The following is a 16,958-nucleotide window of genomic DNA, read 5'->3' on the forward strand; positions in this document are numbered from 1 at the left end:
GTATGCCTGCTGTCGGGGGCCGGCGTCCAGCTCGGCCTCACCGCGCCACAGCCGCAACGCTCCCAGGATCTGCAGACGCGGGGAGTGATGGCCCGGGAGGAAGGTGACAGGACCTTCACCTGTATGCGTCGCGCGGCGGCGTCCGTGCTCGGGGTGGATCCGGTCGACCGGGTCCGTCGTGGTCGGGGCTGTTCGGCTGGTCATGGGCACGCGTGCGCCGCACCGATCGGGAGCGTCCCGATCCGGCCCGACGCGGGGCCGCGGTGGAGGGGTGTCCTGGCGGCGTTCGGTGACGTGATCATGCCACCATGCAAACAAGCGGGCCCGGGCCGGACAACGAAGGAGAATACGCAGAACTTCAGGCAGGATCGGTGTCGTCCAGAACTGCCCGGGTCGCCTGGGCCTCGGTCTCGAGCCTGCTGTCGAGGCTGTCGGCGAGCAGCTCCAGGGCACGGGCCAGCTCAGCCTGGGCCTCTGCCGAACCTGTACCGTCCAGCGTGGGCAGCATCACCCGGGCCTCGTCCTCGAGGCGACTGGGCAGGCTGTCGGCGAGCATCTCCAGGGCACGGGTCAGGTCCGCCCGGGCCTCGGCGGGCCGGCCGAGCGCGGCCCGGGCCTTGCCCCGCAGCACGAGCGCGAAGGCCACCATGTCCTCGTCACGGTTCTCGATCAGCACCGGCAGCGCCCGTTCGACCGCGTGCAGCGACTCCTCGGCGCGCCCGGCGCGCTCGAAGCATGACGCCACGCCGTACAACGCGCCGGACCGGGTGGTGAGGGCCGGGCGGCCGGCCACCGGACGACGGTCGAGTTCGGTCAGGGCGCGCTGGAACTCGCCGACCGCCTCGTCGTAGCGGCCCAAGCCTTCCAGCGCATAGCCGCTGCCTGTCAGAAGATCCACGTACAGGGCGTGGTCGCCGGCCCGGTCGGCGAGCTCGGATGCGGTGCGGTGGGCCCACAGCGCATCGTCGTGCCGGCGGAGGCTCACCCGGGCGGCACCGGCCGAGCCGAGAGCACGGGCCTGCTCCTGGAGGTCGCCGATCGACTGCGCGAGCCGGTACGCCTCCATCGCCGCCTCCTCGGCCTCCTCGTACAGGGCCATCAGATACACCGCCGTCCAGGCATAGAGGCTGGTGTGGAAGGCCTGCTGCCGCCGGTCGGGCAGCGCGTTCGCGGCGGCGCGGGCCAGCCGGCGCACCTCCCACCAGACGCGCCACCGCAGCGTCTCCTCGGAGTACCAGCGGGTCGCCACGGCGACGTCGGCGACGAGTTGGTGCCGGCCTCGGGCGGCGGCGGTGCGCAACGCCGGCAACCAGTTGTCGGCCTCCGCCCGCAGCCAGGCGTCAGCCTCCTCCGCGGTGGCCAGGGGCACCAGACCGGCCCAGCCGTCGGGCAACCCGCCGTACTCGGGCTCGTACCACCGGCCGGCGACGACGACGGTGTCCAGCAGCCACGTGTTCATCCGTTCGGCGGTCTCCGCCCGGGTGTCGGGTGGTTCCTCGGCGTGCAGCCGCTCGTCGGCATAGAGCCGGATCAGGTCGTGGAAGCGATACCGGTCGACACCCTCCGCTTGCAGCAGCCCGACCTCCACCAGATCATCCAGGCGGTCCTGGGCGTCCGGCAGCTCGGCCTCGATGAGCGCCGCCGCGAGCGGTGCCGCGAAATCGGCCGCCGGCACGTGGGCGAGGCGGCGGAACAGCTGGGCGGTGGGAGCGGGCAGTTGCGCGTACGACAACGCGAACGCCGGCGCCACTCCGGTGTCGCCCGCGGACAGCGCGGCCAGCCGGTGACCGGCATCGGTGAGCCGGTCGACCAGCTGCCCGACCGTCCATTGCGGCCGGACGGCGAGACGGGTCCCGGCGATCCGCAGGGCCAGCGGCAGGTGCCCGCACAGGTCGGCGACCCTGTCGACGTGCTGCGCCATCTGCGGGTCGGCGGCCTGCACGGCGATGGAGCGGAGCAGGCCGGCGGATTCCTCCGGCGCGAGGGGCGACAGCGCGATCCGCAGCACCCCTTCGAGGCCACCGAGCGCGCGCCGGCTGGTCGCGATGACGAGGCACCTGCCGCCCGCGGGTAGCAGCGGCCGGACCTGCGCCTCCGAACCGGCGTTGTCGAGGACCAACACGCATCGCCGATCACGCAGAATCCCCCGTAGCTGGGCGCAGCGCTCATCGTCGCTGTCGGCGACCTGGTGAGGTCTGATGCCGAGCGCACGCAGCAGACGCAGCAGGGCGTCTCCGGCGGGAAGCGGCACGGCGTCGACCCCGCGCAGGTCGACGTACAGGCAGCCGTCGGGAAAGTCGTCGCGCAGCTCGTTCGCGGCCCAGAGCGCCAACGCGGTCTTGCCCAGTCCCGGCTGGCCGTGCACGACGAGCACCGGCGGCAGGTCGTCGCCCTCGACGGCGCGTATCGCGGCCTGCCGGACGATCTCGAACTCGGCCTGCCGCCCGACGAAGTCCGTGACGCCCCTTGGCGGCTCGCACAGCCGGGGACGGCCGGCTGCGCTCGGGGAGCGGGCCTCCTTCGCCGCGGCCGTGAGGCCGGCCCTGGCGTCACTGTCGAGGCCCAACCCGTCGGCGAGAGCGGCGAGGGTGCGAGCCTGCGGTGCGCGGCTGTGCCCGCGTTCCATGTCGGAGATGGCCCGGGTGCTGATGCCGGACCTCTCCGCCAACTGCTCGAGGGTCAGGCCGGCGGCACGCCGCAATGTCCGTAGGAGGTTGCCGAACGTGGATGCCTGGACCGGTGCCGTCGTCAACGCCCGGCGCCGGTCAGCGAGGCGATCCTGGTGGGGACGTGTGCGTAGCCCCACAAGGAATGCGAGTGTGTGCCGGTCGGCCGGCCCGCGGATGCGACCTCTCCTACGTGGCGGGCGAGGAAGCGGAGCAGGGCTGCGATCTCGATTCGGGCAAGCGCGGCCCCGAGGCAGTAGTGCGGGCCGTAGCCGAGGGTAACGTTCGCGCGCGACGGGCGCGCGATGTCGAAGGTGTCCGGTCGCTCGAACACGGCTGGATCACGGTTTCCCGCCGGCAACCAGGCGGTGACGACGTCTCCTGCGGCGATGGGCATGCCTGCCAGCACCGTGTCGCTCTCCGCGGTGCGGCAGTCGTTCAGCACCGGTGACGTCCAGCGCAGCACCTCCTCGACCGCCGGGCCGGTCAGGCTCGGCGATCGGCGCAGCAGTTCCAGTTGCTCAGGCTGCTCCGCCAGCGCGACCATCGCGCCGGACATCGCCAGCCGGGTCGTCTCGTTCGCGGCGACGAGCATGCTGAGCAGGTTGAGAAGAAGATCCTGATAGGGAAGCCGTCCCGCGTCATGCCGGCTCACCAGGCGTGCGGTGACGTTGTCTCCACGACGTACGGCGGGCGAGGCGGCGAGCTCGTCGAAGTAGCTCAGGATCTGAATGCGCGCCCCGCTGGCCCGGCTATTGTCCGCGATCGGGTCGCCGGTGGACTCCTGCATCGTCAGCACGCCGTTCGCGAGGTCGCGCAGCATGGGCGAGTCGCCCACCGGAACTCCCATGATGGCGCAGGTCACCATCAGCGGTGCGCGCCAGGCGATCTCGTCCGCGAAGTCGAACGCGTCCCCGTCGAGGTGGGGGGTCATGTGCTCCTCGAACAGTTCATCGAGTTCGGTGTCGAACCGGGCGATGTTCCTGGCTCCGAAGATCGAGCGTACCTCGTCGCGCAGCGCCTTGTGGGGCTCGCCGTCCATGACGCCCAGCATCCTCCCGCCGGCCGGGTCGGGATGGTGCGGGCCGAAGCCGAGGAACACGCCGTAGTGGGAGACGAACGTGCGATTGTCGCTGAGCAGCGCCCTGATCTCCTTCCAGCCGGTCAGTGACCAGAAGTCGCAGTCGAGCGCGGAGGACCGGGCGCGGGTGATCGGGGAGGTCTCGCGCAGTCGAGCCCAGTGGGCGTGGGGCGGAGCCGGGTCGAAGGTGCTGGGGTCGCCCAGGTCAACGCCCATGGACTCCGCGTGATTCATGTTCTGCAGGGTCGCATCCGGTGGTGACGGCCGGCTGACACGTCGTTGACACCGGGTGTAGCTGAGCTGTCCAGCGCCCGGCAAGCCGCGTCCAGCAGGGTTCCTCTCGTTCCGTTGACGGGGATCCGGATACGCCGATGGCGCGAGATTAAGGGGATGAAGATGGCAGTGGAGACGTCCGAGGCGTTCAGCGCCTCAGCCGCTGAGGAGCTGCTCGCGGCACGGTTCGCGGCGACACTTTACATCGATCGTGCGGACGTCGATCTGGATCAGCCGTTCTCGGAGGCGGGACTGGACTCCATCCTCGCCGTCGAGTACGTGACGGTGGTCCGCGACGAGTTCCAGATCGCCATGACCGTCGCGACGCTCTACCAGCAGCAGACGATCCGGCAGCTTGCCCGGCACATCGCCGCCCAGGCCGCGCCGGCGGAGGAGCTCGGCGCGCGCGGTGGCGACGACGGCGGCGACGCGAGAGTCGCGGATGTGGCATGACGGAGCATCCGATGACCGAGGATTCCGTGTTCCGCGTTGTCAGGACACAGATCTGTGAGGTCATGGACGGGCTGCGGCCCGACGACGTCACGCTGGACGACCGGTTGGCGGACCTCGGCGCGGACTCCATCGACCGCATGGACGTCGTCGCGGGCGCTCAGCGCCAGCTCGGCCTGGAGCTGGAGCCCCGGCGATTCGCCGGCGTCAGCGACATCCGCTCACTCGTAGCCACCCTGCACGCTGCGCTGTCGGAACAATCGCGCCATCCCGGCGGGCAAGCGGTCCCCCGATGAGGTCGGTCGGCATCGAGGCCATCCACGCGTACGGCTGCACCGCGTTCGTCGACGTCGCGGACATCTTCGCCGCACGCGGGCTCGACGGCACGCGTAGCGGGAATCTGATGATGCACCGCAAGGCGGTGCCGCTGCCGTGCGAGGATGTCGTCTCGCTCGCGGCCAGTGCGGCGTGGCCGATCGTCGCGGCCCTGTCCCCCGACGAGCTGAGCACGATCCGCACGCTCATCGTCGCCACCGAGTCCGGCGTGGACTTCTCGAAGTCGGCGAGCACCTACGTGCACCGGCTGCTGGGACTGTCCCGGAACTGCCGGCTGTTCGAGGTGAAGCAGGCCTGCCACGCGGGAGTCGCGGCGCTGAGGTCCGCCGCCGCGCTGGTGGGCCATGAAGGCGGCCGAGCGCTGGTGATCGCCGGAGACATCCCGACCGCGGCGCGTGGCACGTACGCCGAGCCCAGCCAGGGGGCCGGCGCGGTCGCCGTGCTGGTCGGCGAGCCGCGCGTCGCCGAGCTGGTCTTGGACAGGTCCGGCTGCCACAGCTACGAGACGGCGGACTTCAGCCGGCCGCGGGCCGACCTTGACCTGGTCGACATCGACCTTTCCCTGCTGACGTACATCGAATGCCTGGACGGCGCGTTCGCGGACTATGCGATGCGGGGCGACGGCGCGCACTTCGTGGACTCGTTCGACGCGCTCGCCATGCACACGCCGTTTCCGGGAATGGTCAAGGGCGCGCACCGCACCGTGGTGCGGCGGCGCGGCTGGCTGGCTCCGGCGGCGATCGAAGAGGACTTCGACCGGCGGGTCGCCGCGTCGCTGCGCTATCCGCGCATGGTGGGCAACATCTACTCGGGCTCGACCCTGCTGGCCGTGGCTAGCGCGATCGCCCACACCGCCCCGGAGCAGGAAAGACTCGGCGTGTTCTCCTACGGCGGCGGCTGCGCCTCGGAGTTCTTCGCACTGCGCGTCCAGCCGGGCGGCCACGCCGCTGTCGCACAGGCCGGGATCGACCAGGCCCTGGAACAGCGGCGAAGGCTGACGATCGCCGAGTACGACACCATTCTCGACGCGTTGCCGCAGGTCGCCTGCGGTGTGCAGGATGCCGCGCCGGACCTCGACCGGTTCCGCCATGCCATCGACGCGGCGAGCGCGACCCGGCCGATCGCACTGCTGTCGGCGATCAAGGGTTACCACCGCGGATACACCTGGATGAAGGGAGGCCAGCCGTGGATGCCGGAACCGGTCATGTGACGGTGCGCCGAGGACCCGCCCACGTGCGGGCGGTGCTGACGCGGCCCGCCGAGGGCAACACGCTGACGCCGGGCCTCATCGCGAGCCTGTCCGAGGCGCTGGACGAAGCGGAACGCACACCGGACTGCCGCCTGTTCGTCCTGACCGCCGAGGGCGGCTCCTTCTGCGAAGGGCTCGATCTCGCCGACGACGACCTGGTCCGGCGCTGGGATGACGCCGTGGCCGAGCAGTTCCACACCCTGATCACCAGGCTGCGCAACAGCCCGCTGGTGACCGTCGCGCTCGTCGGCGGGCCGGCGGCCGGCGGCGGCGTCGGCCTGGCGGTCTCCTGTGACCTGGTGTACGCGTCGCCGAAGGCGAGTTTCCGGCTGACCGAGGTCCTGCTCGGCCTGTCACCGGCGATGATCCTGCCGAACATTGCCCGGCGGGTCGGCGAGACACTCGCCTTCCGGCTCGCGCTGCTCGCCGAGGAGGTCCGGGCAGAAGACGCGGATCGCATTGGGCTGGTCGACGCTGTCACGGACGACCTGGACATCATGGTGCGCCGCACGCTGACGGCCCTCGGCCGGATGGATCCGGCCACGATCGCCCAGCTCAAGGCGACGCGGGGCCTGCTCTTCGCCGACGAGCCCCGCTACAGCGAGTACGCCAAGCAGCTGCTCGGCAGGCGGCTGGGTGATCCGTTCGTACGGAACCGCATCGATCGGCTGCGCGCGGAAGGGCTGCTGCGATGACCGGTGACGTGATCGACTACTCCCCGGTCGTGCTGCGGCTGGATCCGCCTGTCGCGACCATCGTGATGCGGGATCACGAGGGGCGCAACGCGATCCGCCCGCCGCTGCAGCGCGCCATGCGCCGGGCCCTGGCGACGGCGGCCGCGGAGGAGGACATCCGCGTCGTCGTCGTCACGGGCCTGCCGGAGGTGTTCTGTGCCGGCGCGGCGCGAGAAACGCTGCTGGGAGTCGAGGGCGGCCAGAAGCACGACGACTACGAGCCGTTCGCCCGCCTGTTTCCGCGCTGCCCGCTTCCGGTGATCACGGCCATGGACGGCCACGCGATCGGCGGCGGGTTGGTGGTCGGCCTGTACGCCGACATTCCGGTGCTCAGCGAAAGATCGCTGTATGCGGCCAACTTCCTCCAGTACGGTATGGCTCCCTACATCGGGACCACCCACGTGATCCCCTCACGGCTCGGCGAGGCGCTCGGCGCGGAGATGATCTTGACCGGGCGCAGCTACCGCGGTTCGGAACTCCGCGCGCGCGGCGCATCGGTCCTCGTGGTCCCGCACGACAAGGTGATGTCGACCGCGAAGGCGCTGGCCCATCAGGTCGCGAAGGCTCCGCGCCGCTCCCTGGAACTGGTGAAGGCACAGCTCTCGGCAAGGATCATGGCGGCGACCGACACCGCGATGGCCGCCGAGCTCGGGCCCCACCTCGACTCGGCCAAGCTTCCCGTCGTCCGGCAGCTCGCCGCGTCGGGATACGGACCGCCCACGCCTGCCAGCGCCATGACGACGCATGTCCCGGGCAACGGCAGCCGCGTCCTGCCGGCAGCCGGCCGGGCACCTTCGCTCGACGCGGGGGCAGCCAGAGAGATCGCGTCTGGTCATGCCGCCCACCCGGCAGACACCCGCGGTCCGTACATGATCGAAGGTCGCTGATGGGCCACCCGTCGGCGATTCCGGTGGCCATCGTCGGCATGGCCGCCCGTGTCCCCGGCGCGGAGGACTCTCGAGGCTACTGGGACCTGCTCAACTCCGGGCAGACGATGATCGCTCCGGTGCCCGACGGCCGGTTGCGAGGGTTCTCACCGGACATGGCCGGCGTGGACGTGCCCTGGGCGGCGTTGTGGGCTGACACGGACGACTTCGACCCGAGCGTCTTCGGGATCTCGCCACGGCTCGCCGCGTGGATCGATCCGCAGCAGCGCCTGCTGTTGGAGGCGAGCTGGCACGCGCTGGAAAGCGCCGGGATACCGCCCAGCAGCCTTGGCGGCAGTGACACCGCGGTGTACGTCTCGACCACGGCCAGCGACTGGCGGCAGGTGATGGCCGACGAGGGGCTGGTCGACCGGTACTCCGCGCTGGGGCTGCTGCTCACCTACCTGTCCAGCCGGATCTCCTACCAGTACGACCTGCGCGGACCGAGTCTGACGATCGACACTGCCTGCTCAGGCGGCCTGACCGCCGTCGCGCTGGCGGTGTCGGGGTTGCGGTCCGGGGACTACCGCACCGCGATCGCGGCCTCCGCCAACCTGTATCTGCACGGCTTCATGCATGCGGTGATGATGCGCTTCGGCGCGCTCTCCCCGACCGGTCAGGCGCGCAGTTTCGACGACGCCGCGAACGGCTACGTCCGCGGCGAGGGCGTGTTCTGCTTCGTGCTCAAGCGGCTCAGCGACGCCTTATCCGACGGCGACCCCGTGCTCGCGGTGATACGCGGCTGCAGCCTGAACCACGACGGGCGAGCCGGCGGGATGACCTTGACCGATCCCGCCTCCCTGGCACGCCTCATGCAGACGGCCCTGGCGCAGGCCGGTGTGGACGTCGCGGATCTCGGGTACGTGGAGGCGCACGCCGCCGGCACTCCCCTGGGCGACGCGCAGGAGGTACACGGTCTCCTCCACGCGCTCCGCGACCGGCCGGGCGGGATGCCGAACCAGGGCAGCGGGCCTGAGCAGCGGCTGTGGGTCGGCTCGGTCAAGTCCAGCATCGGCCACCTGGAAGGGTCCGCCGGTGCGGCCAGCCTCGCCAAGGCCGTTCACGTGCTGCGCCACCGTTCCATCCCGCCGACGCCGGGATTCGCGGACCTCAACCATCGGATCGACCTCGCCGGAACACCGGTGGCCATCGCCCAGGAGGCGGTCCCGTGGCCGGACGGATCCCACGGACCACGGCTCGTCGGCGTCAACTCCTTCGGCGTCGGCGGCGCCAACGCACACGTCGTCCTCGAAGAACCGCCGCGACAGCCGCACACGGAAACCGGCCACGGTGATCAGGCGATGCCGGTGCCGCTCAGCGCGGCCACCGACGCGGCCCTGATGCAGCTGGCGGGCGCCCTCGCGGCGGTGTCGGCGGAGGGCCCGAGTTTTGACGCCGTCACCTGGACCCTGCAGACCGGCCGCGAAAGCATGCGTTCTCGCCAGATCGTCGTCGCCCAAGACATCGACGAGCTGCGGGAAGCGTTGACCGCGCTCGCCGAAGGCACCGCCGACTCTGACGCGCTCGCCGCGCAAACCGCCCGGCTGTCCGCAGAAGGTGCTCGGCTGGCGTCGGTCTGGCTCGCGGGCGATGAGGTCGACTGGTCAGCGCTGTGGCAGCACCGCATCCCGCCGCGTCGCGTCGAGTTGGCGAGCTACCCGTTCCAGCGGCGGCGGTTCCCGTTCCCGCCGGCCGCGCGCGAACGCTAGCGAAGGAGACGCCGTGACTGATGTCGTGATCTCCGCGGCCGCGGTCCTGAACGCGCTCGCCGGCGGCCTGGCCGGGTTCGCGGACGGACTGCGCGCCGGGCGCACCGCTGTGACCGGCGTGGACGGACGGTTGCCGGCCTCGGCCCGCACCGCCGCAGGCGCATGGTTGGAGGACTTCTCGGTACGCGGGTGGATGGACCGGCAGGGGTGGCAGCCCGAGGCCGGTGGCGGACTGATCCGCGCGACCCGCAGATCGGCGATGCCGGCCCAGACGGCTGCCTGCGTGGCGGTTCGCGCCGTGTTGGACGCCGGGCTCACCCCGGGCGACCTCGACGGGACCGCCCTGATCGTGGCAGGCGGCAATCTGGCCATGGGCTACCAGGCACAGGCCCTGGAAGCGTTCGCCGCCGGTTCGCTTCGGCCGTCCCACGCCCTGACCTGCCTCGACTCCGATGTGATCGGCGTGGTGAGCGAGGCGACCGGCATTCGCGGCGAGGCGAGCGTGATCGGGGCGGCCTCGGCGAGCGCGGCGGTGGCCCTGATCGCCGCCGCGCGCCTGCTGTCCGCAGGCGCCGCGGACCACTGCGTGGTCGTCGCGCCGCTGGCCGAGTTGTCGGCGGCGGAGTTCCGTGCGCTGCACGACAGCGGAGCCATGGCCGGTCCCCACGCCGCGACGGCGCCCCATCAGCTCTGCCGACCGTTCGACCAGGACAGGCGTGGTTTCGTCTACGGTCAGGGCGCCGCCGCGGTGGTCCTGGAGAACGGGCGACGGGCACTGGCCAGAGGCGTGCGGCCGCTCGGGCGCATCCTCGGGCACGGCCAGCGGCTCGACGGCCGGCGTGGCACCGAACCGGACCCGCACGGCCAGGTCGCCGCGATGCGGGCCGCGCTGGCGGCGGCCGACGTCACGCCGGCGGACGTCGACTACGTCAACGCCCACGCGACAGGCTCCGTGGCCGGTGACGCCGCGGAGGCCCGGTCGCTGCACGAACTTTTCCAGGGTGGCCGTACTCCCCTGGTCAACTCGACCAAGGCGCTGATCGGCCACTGCATGTCCGGGGCGGGACTGCAGGAACTCATCGCCGTCATCGTGCAGATGGAGCACGGATTCGTCCACGGCAACCCGAACCTCCGGCAGCCGTTGACGCCGGCGCTCGCACTGGTCGGCCCCGCCGCAGTGCCGGCGCAGATCGGCCTGGCGATGACCAACAGCTTCGGATTCAGCGGAATCAACGCGTCACTGATCGTCGCACGCGGCTGAGGGCAGGGAGTCAGAAGATGACGGTGGTGGTGATGTTCCCGGGGCAGGGTGTGCAGCGCCTGGGCATGGGCCAGGACCTGTTCGACGAGTTCCCCGACATCGAGGCCGCCGCCAGCGATGTGCTGGGCTACTCCCTGCGGCAGTTGTGCACTCACGACGCCCACCACCAACTCGACGACACGCGGTACACCCAGCCGGCCGTGTACATGGTCAACGCCTTGGCCTACCGCCGCTGGCTGGCCAACGCAGAGGAACCCGACCTGGCGATCGGCCACAGTCTCGGCGAGCTCAACGCGCTCGAGGCGGCGGGCGTGTTCGACCTGCTGGACGGACTGCGGCTGGTGGTGGCGCGCGCGCAGTGCACCGCAGGCGTACCCGGTGGAATGACCGCCGTTCTCGGGCTGCCCGAGGACGAAGTCCGTAGCGCGCTCGCGTCCGGCGGCTGCCACGATGTCGAGATCGCCAACTTCAACGGGCCGACGCAGCTCATCCTGGCCGGGCCCGTGGCCTCCCTCATCGCCGCCGAGTCGGCGTTGAACACAGCGGGCGCGGCAGACATCCGCAGGCTCGCCGTGGACGGCCCCTTCCACTCCTCCCACATGTCCGCCGCGGCAGCCGGATTCGCGACCGCGACCCATGCCGTGACCATGCGCGAACCGTCGTTTCCGGTGATCGCCAACCGGACGGCGAAACCACACCAGATCGGCGAACTGCCACGCATGCTCGCTGAGCACCTCGACCATCCCGTGCTCTGGCACAGAACGCTCATGACGATTCTGGATCAGGACAGCTACTGCAGTCTGATCGAAATCGGCGGCCCGGGAATTCTCACCAGAATGGCGGCACGACTTCGCCCGCAGCCCCTCAGAAGTCCGTCCTGACCACGCGGAAGGCACTCTCATGCGACTCAGCCGTGTTCCTCCGGCCTGGGGACCCGCATCGCGGGACTCGCCTACGCCGGCCAGGTCGTCATCATATGAACCGGAGCACTTGTCGCAGGCGCCCGAAGCACCGGATCCTGGCGCAGCACCCGCGTCGCCGTCTCGCGGAGCTGAGGGGACGGCTCGACACCCAGCTCGCTCTGCAGAAGGCGACGCACCGAATGATAGGCGTCCAGCGCCTCGCTTTGGCGCTGACACCGATACAGCGCGATCATCAACTGGACGTGGAAGCGCTCATAGAACGGGTGGGCCAGCACGAGTTCTCTCAGCTCGCCGATCAGCTGTCGATGCAGCCCGAGTTCCAGCTTGGCATCCATCACCGTCTCGAGCGTGGCCAGGTGTGTCTCCTCGAGCCGGGCGCGGGTGATGCGGCCCAGCGTTCCGAGTTCATGTCCCGCGAACGGGATTCCGCGCCAGAGGGCCAACGCCTGCCTGCCCGATTCGATCGCGCGCAGCGGGTTGCGCGGCCACGCTTCTGCGCAATCGCCGGCCAAGTCCGAGAACACGCAGATGTCCACCTCCGCGCGATCCGTGTGCAGCACATACCCGGGATGGCGCCAGTCGATGCGCGCCTCGACGCCGCTCAGATGCGATGCAAGATCCTTGCGCAGGCGCGCGACGTGCGCATGGACTGTCTGCGCCGCGCCTGCCGGCGCATCCTGCTCCCAGATCTCGCCGATGACCTGATCGATGCTCAGCACCGTATTGACATGCGCCACGAGTGCGGCCAGCAGGCGCGACCTGCGTCCGGGTGTGACGGAACGTGATTGTCCCGGTGAGCCGGTCAGGAACGGCCCTAAACATTGAAAGCTTGCCACATGTCCTCCCGCCGCAGGAGCAGGCCCTCACCCGCCGACCACGACGCCCCGTGACGCGGCGTCACCGGGACGAGCTAGGCCTTCAGATATGCGGCTAGGTTCGTCTGGCGACTACAGGCGACACGTGACGATAAATGGTAATATTTGGATTGGTGAGACCGTGCTGCCTTCAACCGCTTGAGCCACAGCGTAGCTCGGACGGTTGAACACAGAACTACATCCTGTTATGGCTCTAGAAGCTAGTGCGTGGCACGACGGGAGTCCATGCCCAATATCACTCAGTGATTTCTCGACCCACCGTTGTCGGCCGTCGCGCCTCGGCCACGACTCCGTCCGGTGTGTCACCTCGAGGTAGGGCTTCAGGTGCAGGTTCTCGGCCCGGTGTCGACTCCGAGCCGGCCTGGTCAGTTGCGTCTCGGCAGCAATCCAGGGCTGACTTTCCTAGCCGTCCGGCTAGCTGACCTTGGCGCTTCGGCCGATGGGAGCGCACCCAGACCTGCTCCACTCATCTCACCACCTGAGATGCCGGATAGGGAAGGGGCGAGTGCCGCCCGGTGCGCGGGTGAACGGATCGGGAGTTCGGCAGCAGCGTGATGCACCGGCGCCGGAAACCTGGTGCCACGTGGACCGGGTGGTCTGCGTCCCGCTCGCTCACCCGGTCCACGCCCATCGCAGCCGCCTTGAGCGGGCATTGTCATCCCGCAGAGGTCCGTCCTGCCATGCGGGCACTTGATCGCACGGGGCGGGGTCAGCCGCGCGTCCTGTCAGGCAGGTTGACGAGCCATTGCGGGGCCTGGGTCAAGCTGCTCGCGAACGTGCGCGGGGCACGCGTCATCGGACTTGCCGCAGGGCCATCGGCGAGGTCAGGGTGCGAGTCCGTTTCCGGGCGGCCGACCCAGCGCCACCTGTCCACCGCGCAAGGACGCGCCGCCCACGATCCGGCAGGGTACCAGCCGCATTCCGTCATCTGATCTGGACCATGTCGCCGCGCTCCCGCGCGGACATCAGTCCCGGCGACATGTCTGCCATCGGTCGGCGGCAGTGGTACACCAGGGCGGGCGGAAGGTTGGCCCACACCGTGCGGCCGGTGAGAACCTCGTCGAAACGGGACTGCAGCGAACGCAGCAGCCGTCGGGCAGGTGGGGCCCAGCGCGTGTGCACGTAGGCGAACGTGGCGAAGGCGCCGTGCGGCGGCAGGACGTCGAGCACCGCCGAGAGCAGGTTCCGCTGATGGCTCGCGGTGAACGCCGCCCACGGCAGCCCGCTCACCACGACGTCGGCCTGGCTGAGCCCGCGCTGCGCGAGCACGCCGGGCAGGTCGGTCGCGTCGGCATGGACGACCTCGACGGCCGGATGCCGTGCGGCCAGCTGGTGGGCGAACCGCGGGTTGATCTCGACGGCGATGTGCCGGCCCTGCCCGCGGAGTCGCCGCTGGATGGCCGCCGTGATGGCGCCGGTGCCGGGACCGAGTTCCACGACGACGGGCGAACCGGTCCGTGGCACCACCGCTGCCGCCACGTCGGACAGTGCGGGGCTGCTGGGCGCGACCGCGGAGACGGTCCGGGGGTCGCGTACGAACTCTGTGAAGAACGACATGGCTAGCGCCCGCCTTTCGAGCCGGACCGGGCTCGCATGCGCAGCGCCAGTCCTCTGCTCAACCTACGCATTGACCACAGCGGCAAGCTGAAGTGTTGCGGCGTCAGATCCATCCACGACAGGACCGCCATACCGATTACCGCACAGCTCTGAATGTGCCTCCTCAGGCCCCGCCTACGTGCGGCTTCGCTGCTTGTCGATGTCATGGCCGCACGTTATGCCGGCGCACTTTATGGCCGCTGAACTCGGCCGTTCACTGATTATCCACTGGGCCGCTCATACGCTGATCCGCGTCCACTCCGACCGAAAAGGATGACTCAATGAACACCACCCGCCGAACACTTCTGGCCGGTTCCGCCGCGGTCGCCACCGGAGCGCTTCTCGGCGTGCCCCCCGCGCAGGCCGGCGCCCGTCACGACGCCAGGCCGACCGTGGTGCTCGTGCACGGCGCGTTCGCCGACGCCTCCGGCTGGGACGGCGTCGCCAGCCGGCTCATCCGCGACGGCTACCCGGTCATCGCTCCGCCGAACCCGCTGCGTGGTGTGGCCGCCGACTCCGCCTACCTGGCGAGCTTCCTCGCCACCTTGAGTGGCCCGGTCGTGCTGGCCGCGCACTCCTACGGCGGGATCGTCGTCACCAACGCCGCGACCGGAAACCCGAACGTGAAGGCGCTGGTCTATGTCGCCGCGTTCGCGCCCGATCAGGGCGAGACGCTGCTGGGCATGCAGTCGCAGTACCCGGGAAGCAAGCTCAACGAGACCGCGCTGGACATCCGCCCCTACGCCGGCGGCGTCGACGGCTACATCAAGAAGGAGGTCTTCCGGGAGGTGTTCGCCGGCGACCTGCCGCGGTCGAGCACCGCCCTCATGCACGCCGGCCAGCGGCCTGCCGACCTGCGCACGCTGCAGGAGCCGTCCGGCGCGCCGGCTTGGGCGGCGATTCCCTCCTGGTACGTCGTGGCGCGCAACGACAACGTCCTGCCGGCCGCGGCGCAGCGGTTCATGGCGCAGCGCGCCGGCGCGCGGGTGACCGAGGTCAGCGCCTCGCACGTGGCGATGGTCTCGCAGCCGGGTTCGGTGGCGGACGTCATCAAGCGGGCCACCCGCTGATGTTCGAGCGATTCGGGCCGACGATGCCCCGAATCCGGTAGCGGGACGATCCCGTGAACCTGTCGAGGGCTGGACGCCGAGCCGCGCCCAGCCCTCGCTGACCAAGGTCACGCCGGCTGAGCGGCGTGTGGCGACGGAGGAACCAGATGGACGAGGGTATGGCGCCACCGGGTGCGGTCCTCAACGACGAGCAGTTCGACCGGCTCGCCCGATACGGCGCTGTCGAGCCCGTCGAAGCCGGCCAGGACCTGTACCGGCCCGGAGACGACTCATACGACTTCTTCCTGCTCCGGACGGCCGCGGTGGACATCGTCCACGACGCCACGGCGATCGAGCCGCAACGCACCGTCTACCGGTGCCGCCCGGGCGACTTCCTCGGCGAGCTGAGCCTGCTGACCGGCCAGCACGTCTACCTGACGGCCCAGGTGGTGTCGGCCGGGACTGTCGTACGGATCGGGGCGGCCGGATTGCGCCGGGTCCTTGCCGAACAGGACGACCTCGCCGACCTGCTGATCGCGGCGTTCCAGGAACGGCGTGACGTCATCCGGGCGGCGGCCGGAGGTGCCCTGGACATCGTCGGCCGGTCGGACGCGTCGGACACCCTCGACCTGCGCAGTTACGCCGCGCAGATGCTCCTGCCGCACTCCTGGCACCCGGCCACCTCACCGCACGGCCGCGCGCTGATGACCTCGGCCGGGCTCGGCCCCGACGACCTGCCCGCGGCCGTCTTCCGCGGATCGGTGCTGCGGCGCGCGAGGCCCGCGACGGTCGCGAAAGCGCTCGGGCTGACGTACCGGGCCGACGGCCGTCCGGTCGACCTCGTCGTCGTGGGCGCCGGACCGGCTGGTCTGGCCGCCGCCGTGTACGCGGCGTCCGAGGGCCTGACCACCGTCGTGCTGGACCGCAGCGGGCTCGGCGGTCAGGCCGCGAAGACCTCCCGCATCGAGAACTACCTGGGCTTTCCGCGCGGCGTCAGCGGCGCGGACCTGACCCGGATGGCGATGGTCCAGGCGCTCAAGTTCGGGGTGCGGATCGCCTCCCCCAGCGCGGTCGAGGGCCTGGACCTGTCCGACGACCGGCAACCGGCCATCCTGCTGGAGCACGGCGTACGCATCGACTGCCGCGCGGTGATCGCCGCGACCGGGGCGCGCTACCGCAGCCTCGACCTCGCGCGATGGGTGGCGTACGAGAAGTCCGGCTGCATCCGGTACGCGGCGACCGACCTGGACGTACGGGGTTACGAAGATCAGACGGTGGTGGTCGTCGGGGGCGCCAACTCGGCGGGGCAGGCAGCCCTGTCCCTCTGCGCCCGCGGCGCGACGGTCGATCTGATCGTGCGCGGCGCAGACCTCAACGCCCGGCTCTCCTCCTATCTGGCCGAACGAATCCAGGCGCATCCGCGGATCCGGCTCCACACGGCCACCACGGTCCGCGAGCTGTGCGGCGGCAGAATGCTCACCTCCATCGTCGTCGAGCGGTCCGACGGGCAGCGCCGCCGGCTGGCCTGCAGTGCCCTGTTCTGCTTCATCGGCGCCGATCCGGCCTCGGACTGGCTGCCCGGGGTGGCCAAGGACGACGACGGCTTCATCCTCACCGGCGACCGGCTTCCGGTCGGCGCATCCGGCCCGTCACTGCCGTACCAGACGAGCGCGCCACGGATCTTCGCGGTCGGCGACCTGCGCTCCGGCTCCAGCAAGCGGGTGGCCGCCGCGATCGGCGAGGGGGCCGGTGCCGTCTCCTCCGTCCACGCGGCGCTCAGCATGGCCTGAATCCGGCCGACAACGGCCTGGTTCACGAGACATGACTCTC

The 16,958-nt window shown here is 70.6% G+C and carries 15 protein-coding genes; 11 read left to right on the forward strand and 4 right to left on the reverse strand.

The features are described from left to right. Positions 1-358: 358 nt before the first annotated feature. Positions 359-2,752 (reverse strand): ATP-binding protein, encoded by a 2,394-nt coding sequence (locus Cco03nite_RS19035; protein ID WP_203693482.1) that lies wholly within the window; start codon positions 2,750-2,752, stop codon positions 359-361. Beyond that, complete coding sequence (locus Cco03nite_RS19040) at positions 2,749-3,768, reverse strand: cytochrome P450 (protein WP_203693483.1); 1,020 nt, start codon at positions 3,766-3,768, stop codon at positions 2,749-2,751. Before Cco03nite_RS19040 ends, Cco03nite_RS19035 begins: the two co-directional genes overlap by 4 nt. Positions 3,769-3,787: 19 nt before the next feature. Between Cco03nite_RS19040 and Cco03nite_RS19045 the strand changes: the two genes are divergently transcribed. The 9 genes from Cco03nite_RS19045 to Cco03nite_RS19085 all read left to right on the forward strand — a co-directional run bounded on the left by Cco03nite_RS19045 (position 3,788) and on the right by Cco03nite_RS19085 (position 11,566). Continuing rightward, positions 3,788-3,976 carry a hypothetical protein gene (locus tag Cco03nite_RS19045; protein ID WP_203693484.1) on the forward strand — a complete coding sequence of 63 codons (189 nt, stop codon included), beginning with the start codon at positions 3,788-3,790 and terminating at the stop codon, positions 3,974-3,976. Between the two features lie 167 nt (positions 3,977-4,143). Next, positions 4,144-4,473, forward strand: coding sequence for an acyl carrier protein (locus Cco03nite_RS19050; RefSeq protein WP_203693485.1), 330 nt, complete (start codon positions 4,144-4,146; stop codon positions 4,471-4,473). A gap of 11 nt (positions 4,474-4,484) precedes the next feature. Then, complete coding sequence (locus tag Cco03nite_RS19055; protein WP_203693486.1) at positions 4,485-4,766, forward strand: acyl carrier protein; 282 nt, start codon at positions 4,485-4,487, stop codon at positions 4,764-4,766. Next, positions 4,763-6,016, forward strand: coding sequence for a hydroxymethylglutaryl-CoA synthase family protein (locus tag Cco03nite_RS19060; RefSeq protein WP_203693487.1), 1,254 nt, complete (start codon positions 4,763-4,765; stop codon positions 6,014-6,016). Before Cco03nite_RS19055 ends, Cco03nite_RS19060 begins: the two co-directional genes overlap by 4 nt. Then, positions 5,992-6,750 carry an enoyl-CoA hydratase/isomerase family protein gene (locus Cco03nite_RS19065; RefSeq protein ID WP_203693488.1) on the forward strand — a complete coding sequence of 253 codons (759 nt, stop codon included), beginning with the start codon at positions 5,992-5,994 and terminating at the stop codon, positions 6,748-6,750. Before Cco03nite_RS19060 ends, Cco03nite_RS19065 begins: the two co-directional genes overlap by 25 nt. After that, positions 6,747-7,676: a polyketide synthase gene (locus Cco03nite_RS19070; RefSeq protein WP_203693489.1), complete on the forward strand. Its 930-nt coding sequence runs from the start codon at positions 6,747-6,749 to the stop codon at positions 7,674-7,676. Before Cco03nite_RS19065 ends, Cco03nite_RS19070 begins: the two co-directional genes overlap by 4 nt. Positions 7,677-7,699: 23 nt before the next feature. After that, a complete protein-coding gene (locus Cco03nite_RS19075; protein WP_203693490.1) occupies positions 7,700-9,424 on the forward strand; it encodes a polyketide synthase in 1,725 nt (574 codons plus the stop codon). 13 nt (positions 9,425-9,437) lie between these two features. After that, positions 9,438-10,685 (forward strand): beta-ketoacyl synthase N-terminal-like domain-containing protein, encoded by a 1,248-nt coding sequence (locus Cco03nite_RS19080; protein WP_203693491.1) that lies wholly within the window; start codon positions 9,438-9,440, stop codon positions 10,683-10,685. Positions 10,686-10,702: 17 nt separating this feature from the next. Further along, complete coding sequence (locus tag Cco03nite_RS19085) at positions 10,703-11,566, forward strand: ACP S-malonyltransferase (RefSeq protein WP_203693492.1); 864 nt, start codon at positions 10,703-10,705, stop codon at positions 11,564-11,566. A gap of 71 nt (positions 11,567-11,637) precedes the next feature. On the opposite strand, the gene Cco03nite_RS19090 is transcribed toward Cco03nite_RS19085, so the two are convergent. Both Cco03nite_RS19090 and Cco03nite_RS19095 read right to left on the reverse strand, forming a co-directional pair. Continuing rightward, positions 11,638-12,444, reverse strand: a complete 807-nt coding sequence (locus tag Cco03nite_RS19090; protein ID WP_203693493.1) for an AfsR/SARP family transcriptional regulator — start codon at positions 12,442-12,444, stop codon at positions 11,638-11,640. 963 nt (positions 12,445-13,407) lie between these two features. After that, positions 13,408-14,040, reverse strand: coding sequence for a class I SAM-dependent methyltransferase (locus tag Cco03nite_RS19095; protein WP_203693494.1), 633 nt, complete (start codon positions 14,038-14,040; stop codon positions 13,408-13,410). A gap of 320 nt (positions 14,041-14,360) precedes the next feature. On the opposite strand from Cco03nite_RS19095, the gene Cco03nite_RS19100 reads away from it, so the two are divergent. Both Cco03nite_RS19100 and Cco03nite_RS19105 read left to right on the forward strand, forming a co-directional pair. Beyond that, positions 14,361-15,149 carry an alpha/beta fold hydrolase gene (locus Cco03nite_RS19100; protein WP_203693495.1) on the forward strand — a complete coding sequence of 263 codons (789 nt, stop codon included), beginning with the start codon at positions 14,361-14,363 and terminating at the stop codon, positions 15,147-15,149. A gap of 146 nt (positions 15,150-15,295) precedes the next feature. After that, positions 15,296-16,918, forward strand: a complete 1,623-nt coding sequence (locus tag Cco03nite_RS19105; protein ID WP_203693496.1) for an FAD-dependent oxidoreductase — start codon at positions 15,296-15,298, stop codon at positions 16,916-16,918. Positions 16,919-16,958: the final 40 nt, after the last annotated feature.

Origin of the sequence: Catellatospora coxensis (assembly GCF_016862635.1) — a bacterium.
GTDB classification, from domain to species: Bacteria; Actinomycetota; Actinomycetes; order Mycobacteriales; family Micromonosporaceae; genus Catellatospora; species Catellatospora coxensis.

Coding starts and splice junctions, on each gene's coding strand:
- Cco03nite_RS19105 (WP_203693496.1), top strand. CDS start 15,296: ATGGACGAGGGTATGGCGCCACCGGGTGCGGTCCTCAACGACGAGCAG.
- Cco03nite_RS19085 (WP_203693492.1), top strand. CDS start 10,703: ATGACGGTGGTGGTGATGTTCCCGGGGCAGGGTGTGCAGCGCCTGGGC.
- Cco03nite_RS19060 (WP_203693487.1), top strand. CDS start 4,763: ATGAGGTCGGTCGGCATCGAGGCCATCCACGCGTACGGCTGCACCGCG.
- Cco03nite_RS19050 (WP_203693485.1), top strand. CDS start 4,144: ATGGCAGTGGAGACGTCCGAGGCGTTCAGCGCCTCAGCCGCTGAGGAG.
- Cco03nite_RS19055 (WP_203693486.1), top strand. CDS start 4,485: ATGACCGAGGATTCCGTGTTCCGCGTTGTCAGGACACAGATCTGTGAG.
- Cco03nite_RS19070 (WP_203693489.1), top strand. CDS start 6,747: ATGACCGGTGACGTGATCGACTACTCCCCGGTCGTGCTGCGGCTGGAT.
- Cco03nite_RS19095 (WP_203693494.1), bottom strand. CDS start 14,040: ATGTCGTTCTTCACAGAGTTCGTACGCGACCCCCGGACCGTCTCCGCG.
- Cco03nite_RS19100 (WP_203693495.1), top strand. CDS start 14,361: ATGAACACCACCCGCCGAACACTTCTGGCCGGTTCCGCCGCGGTCGCC.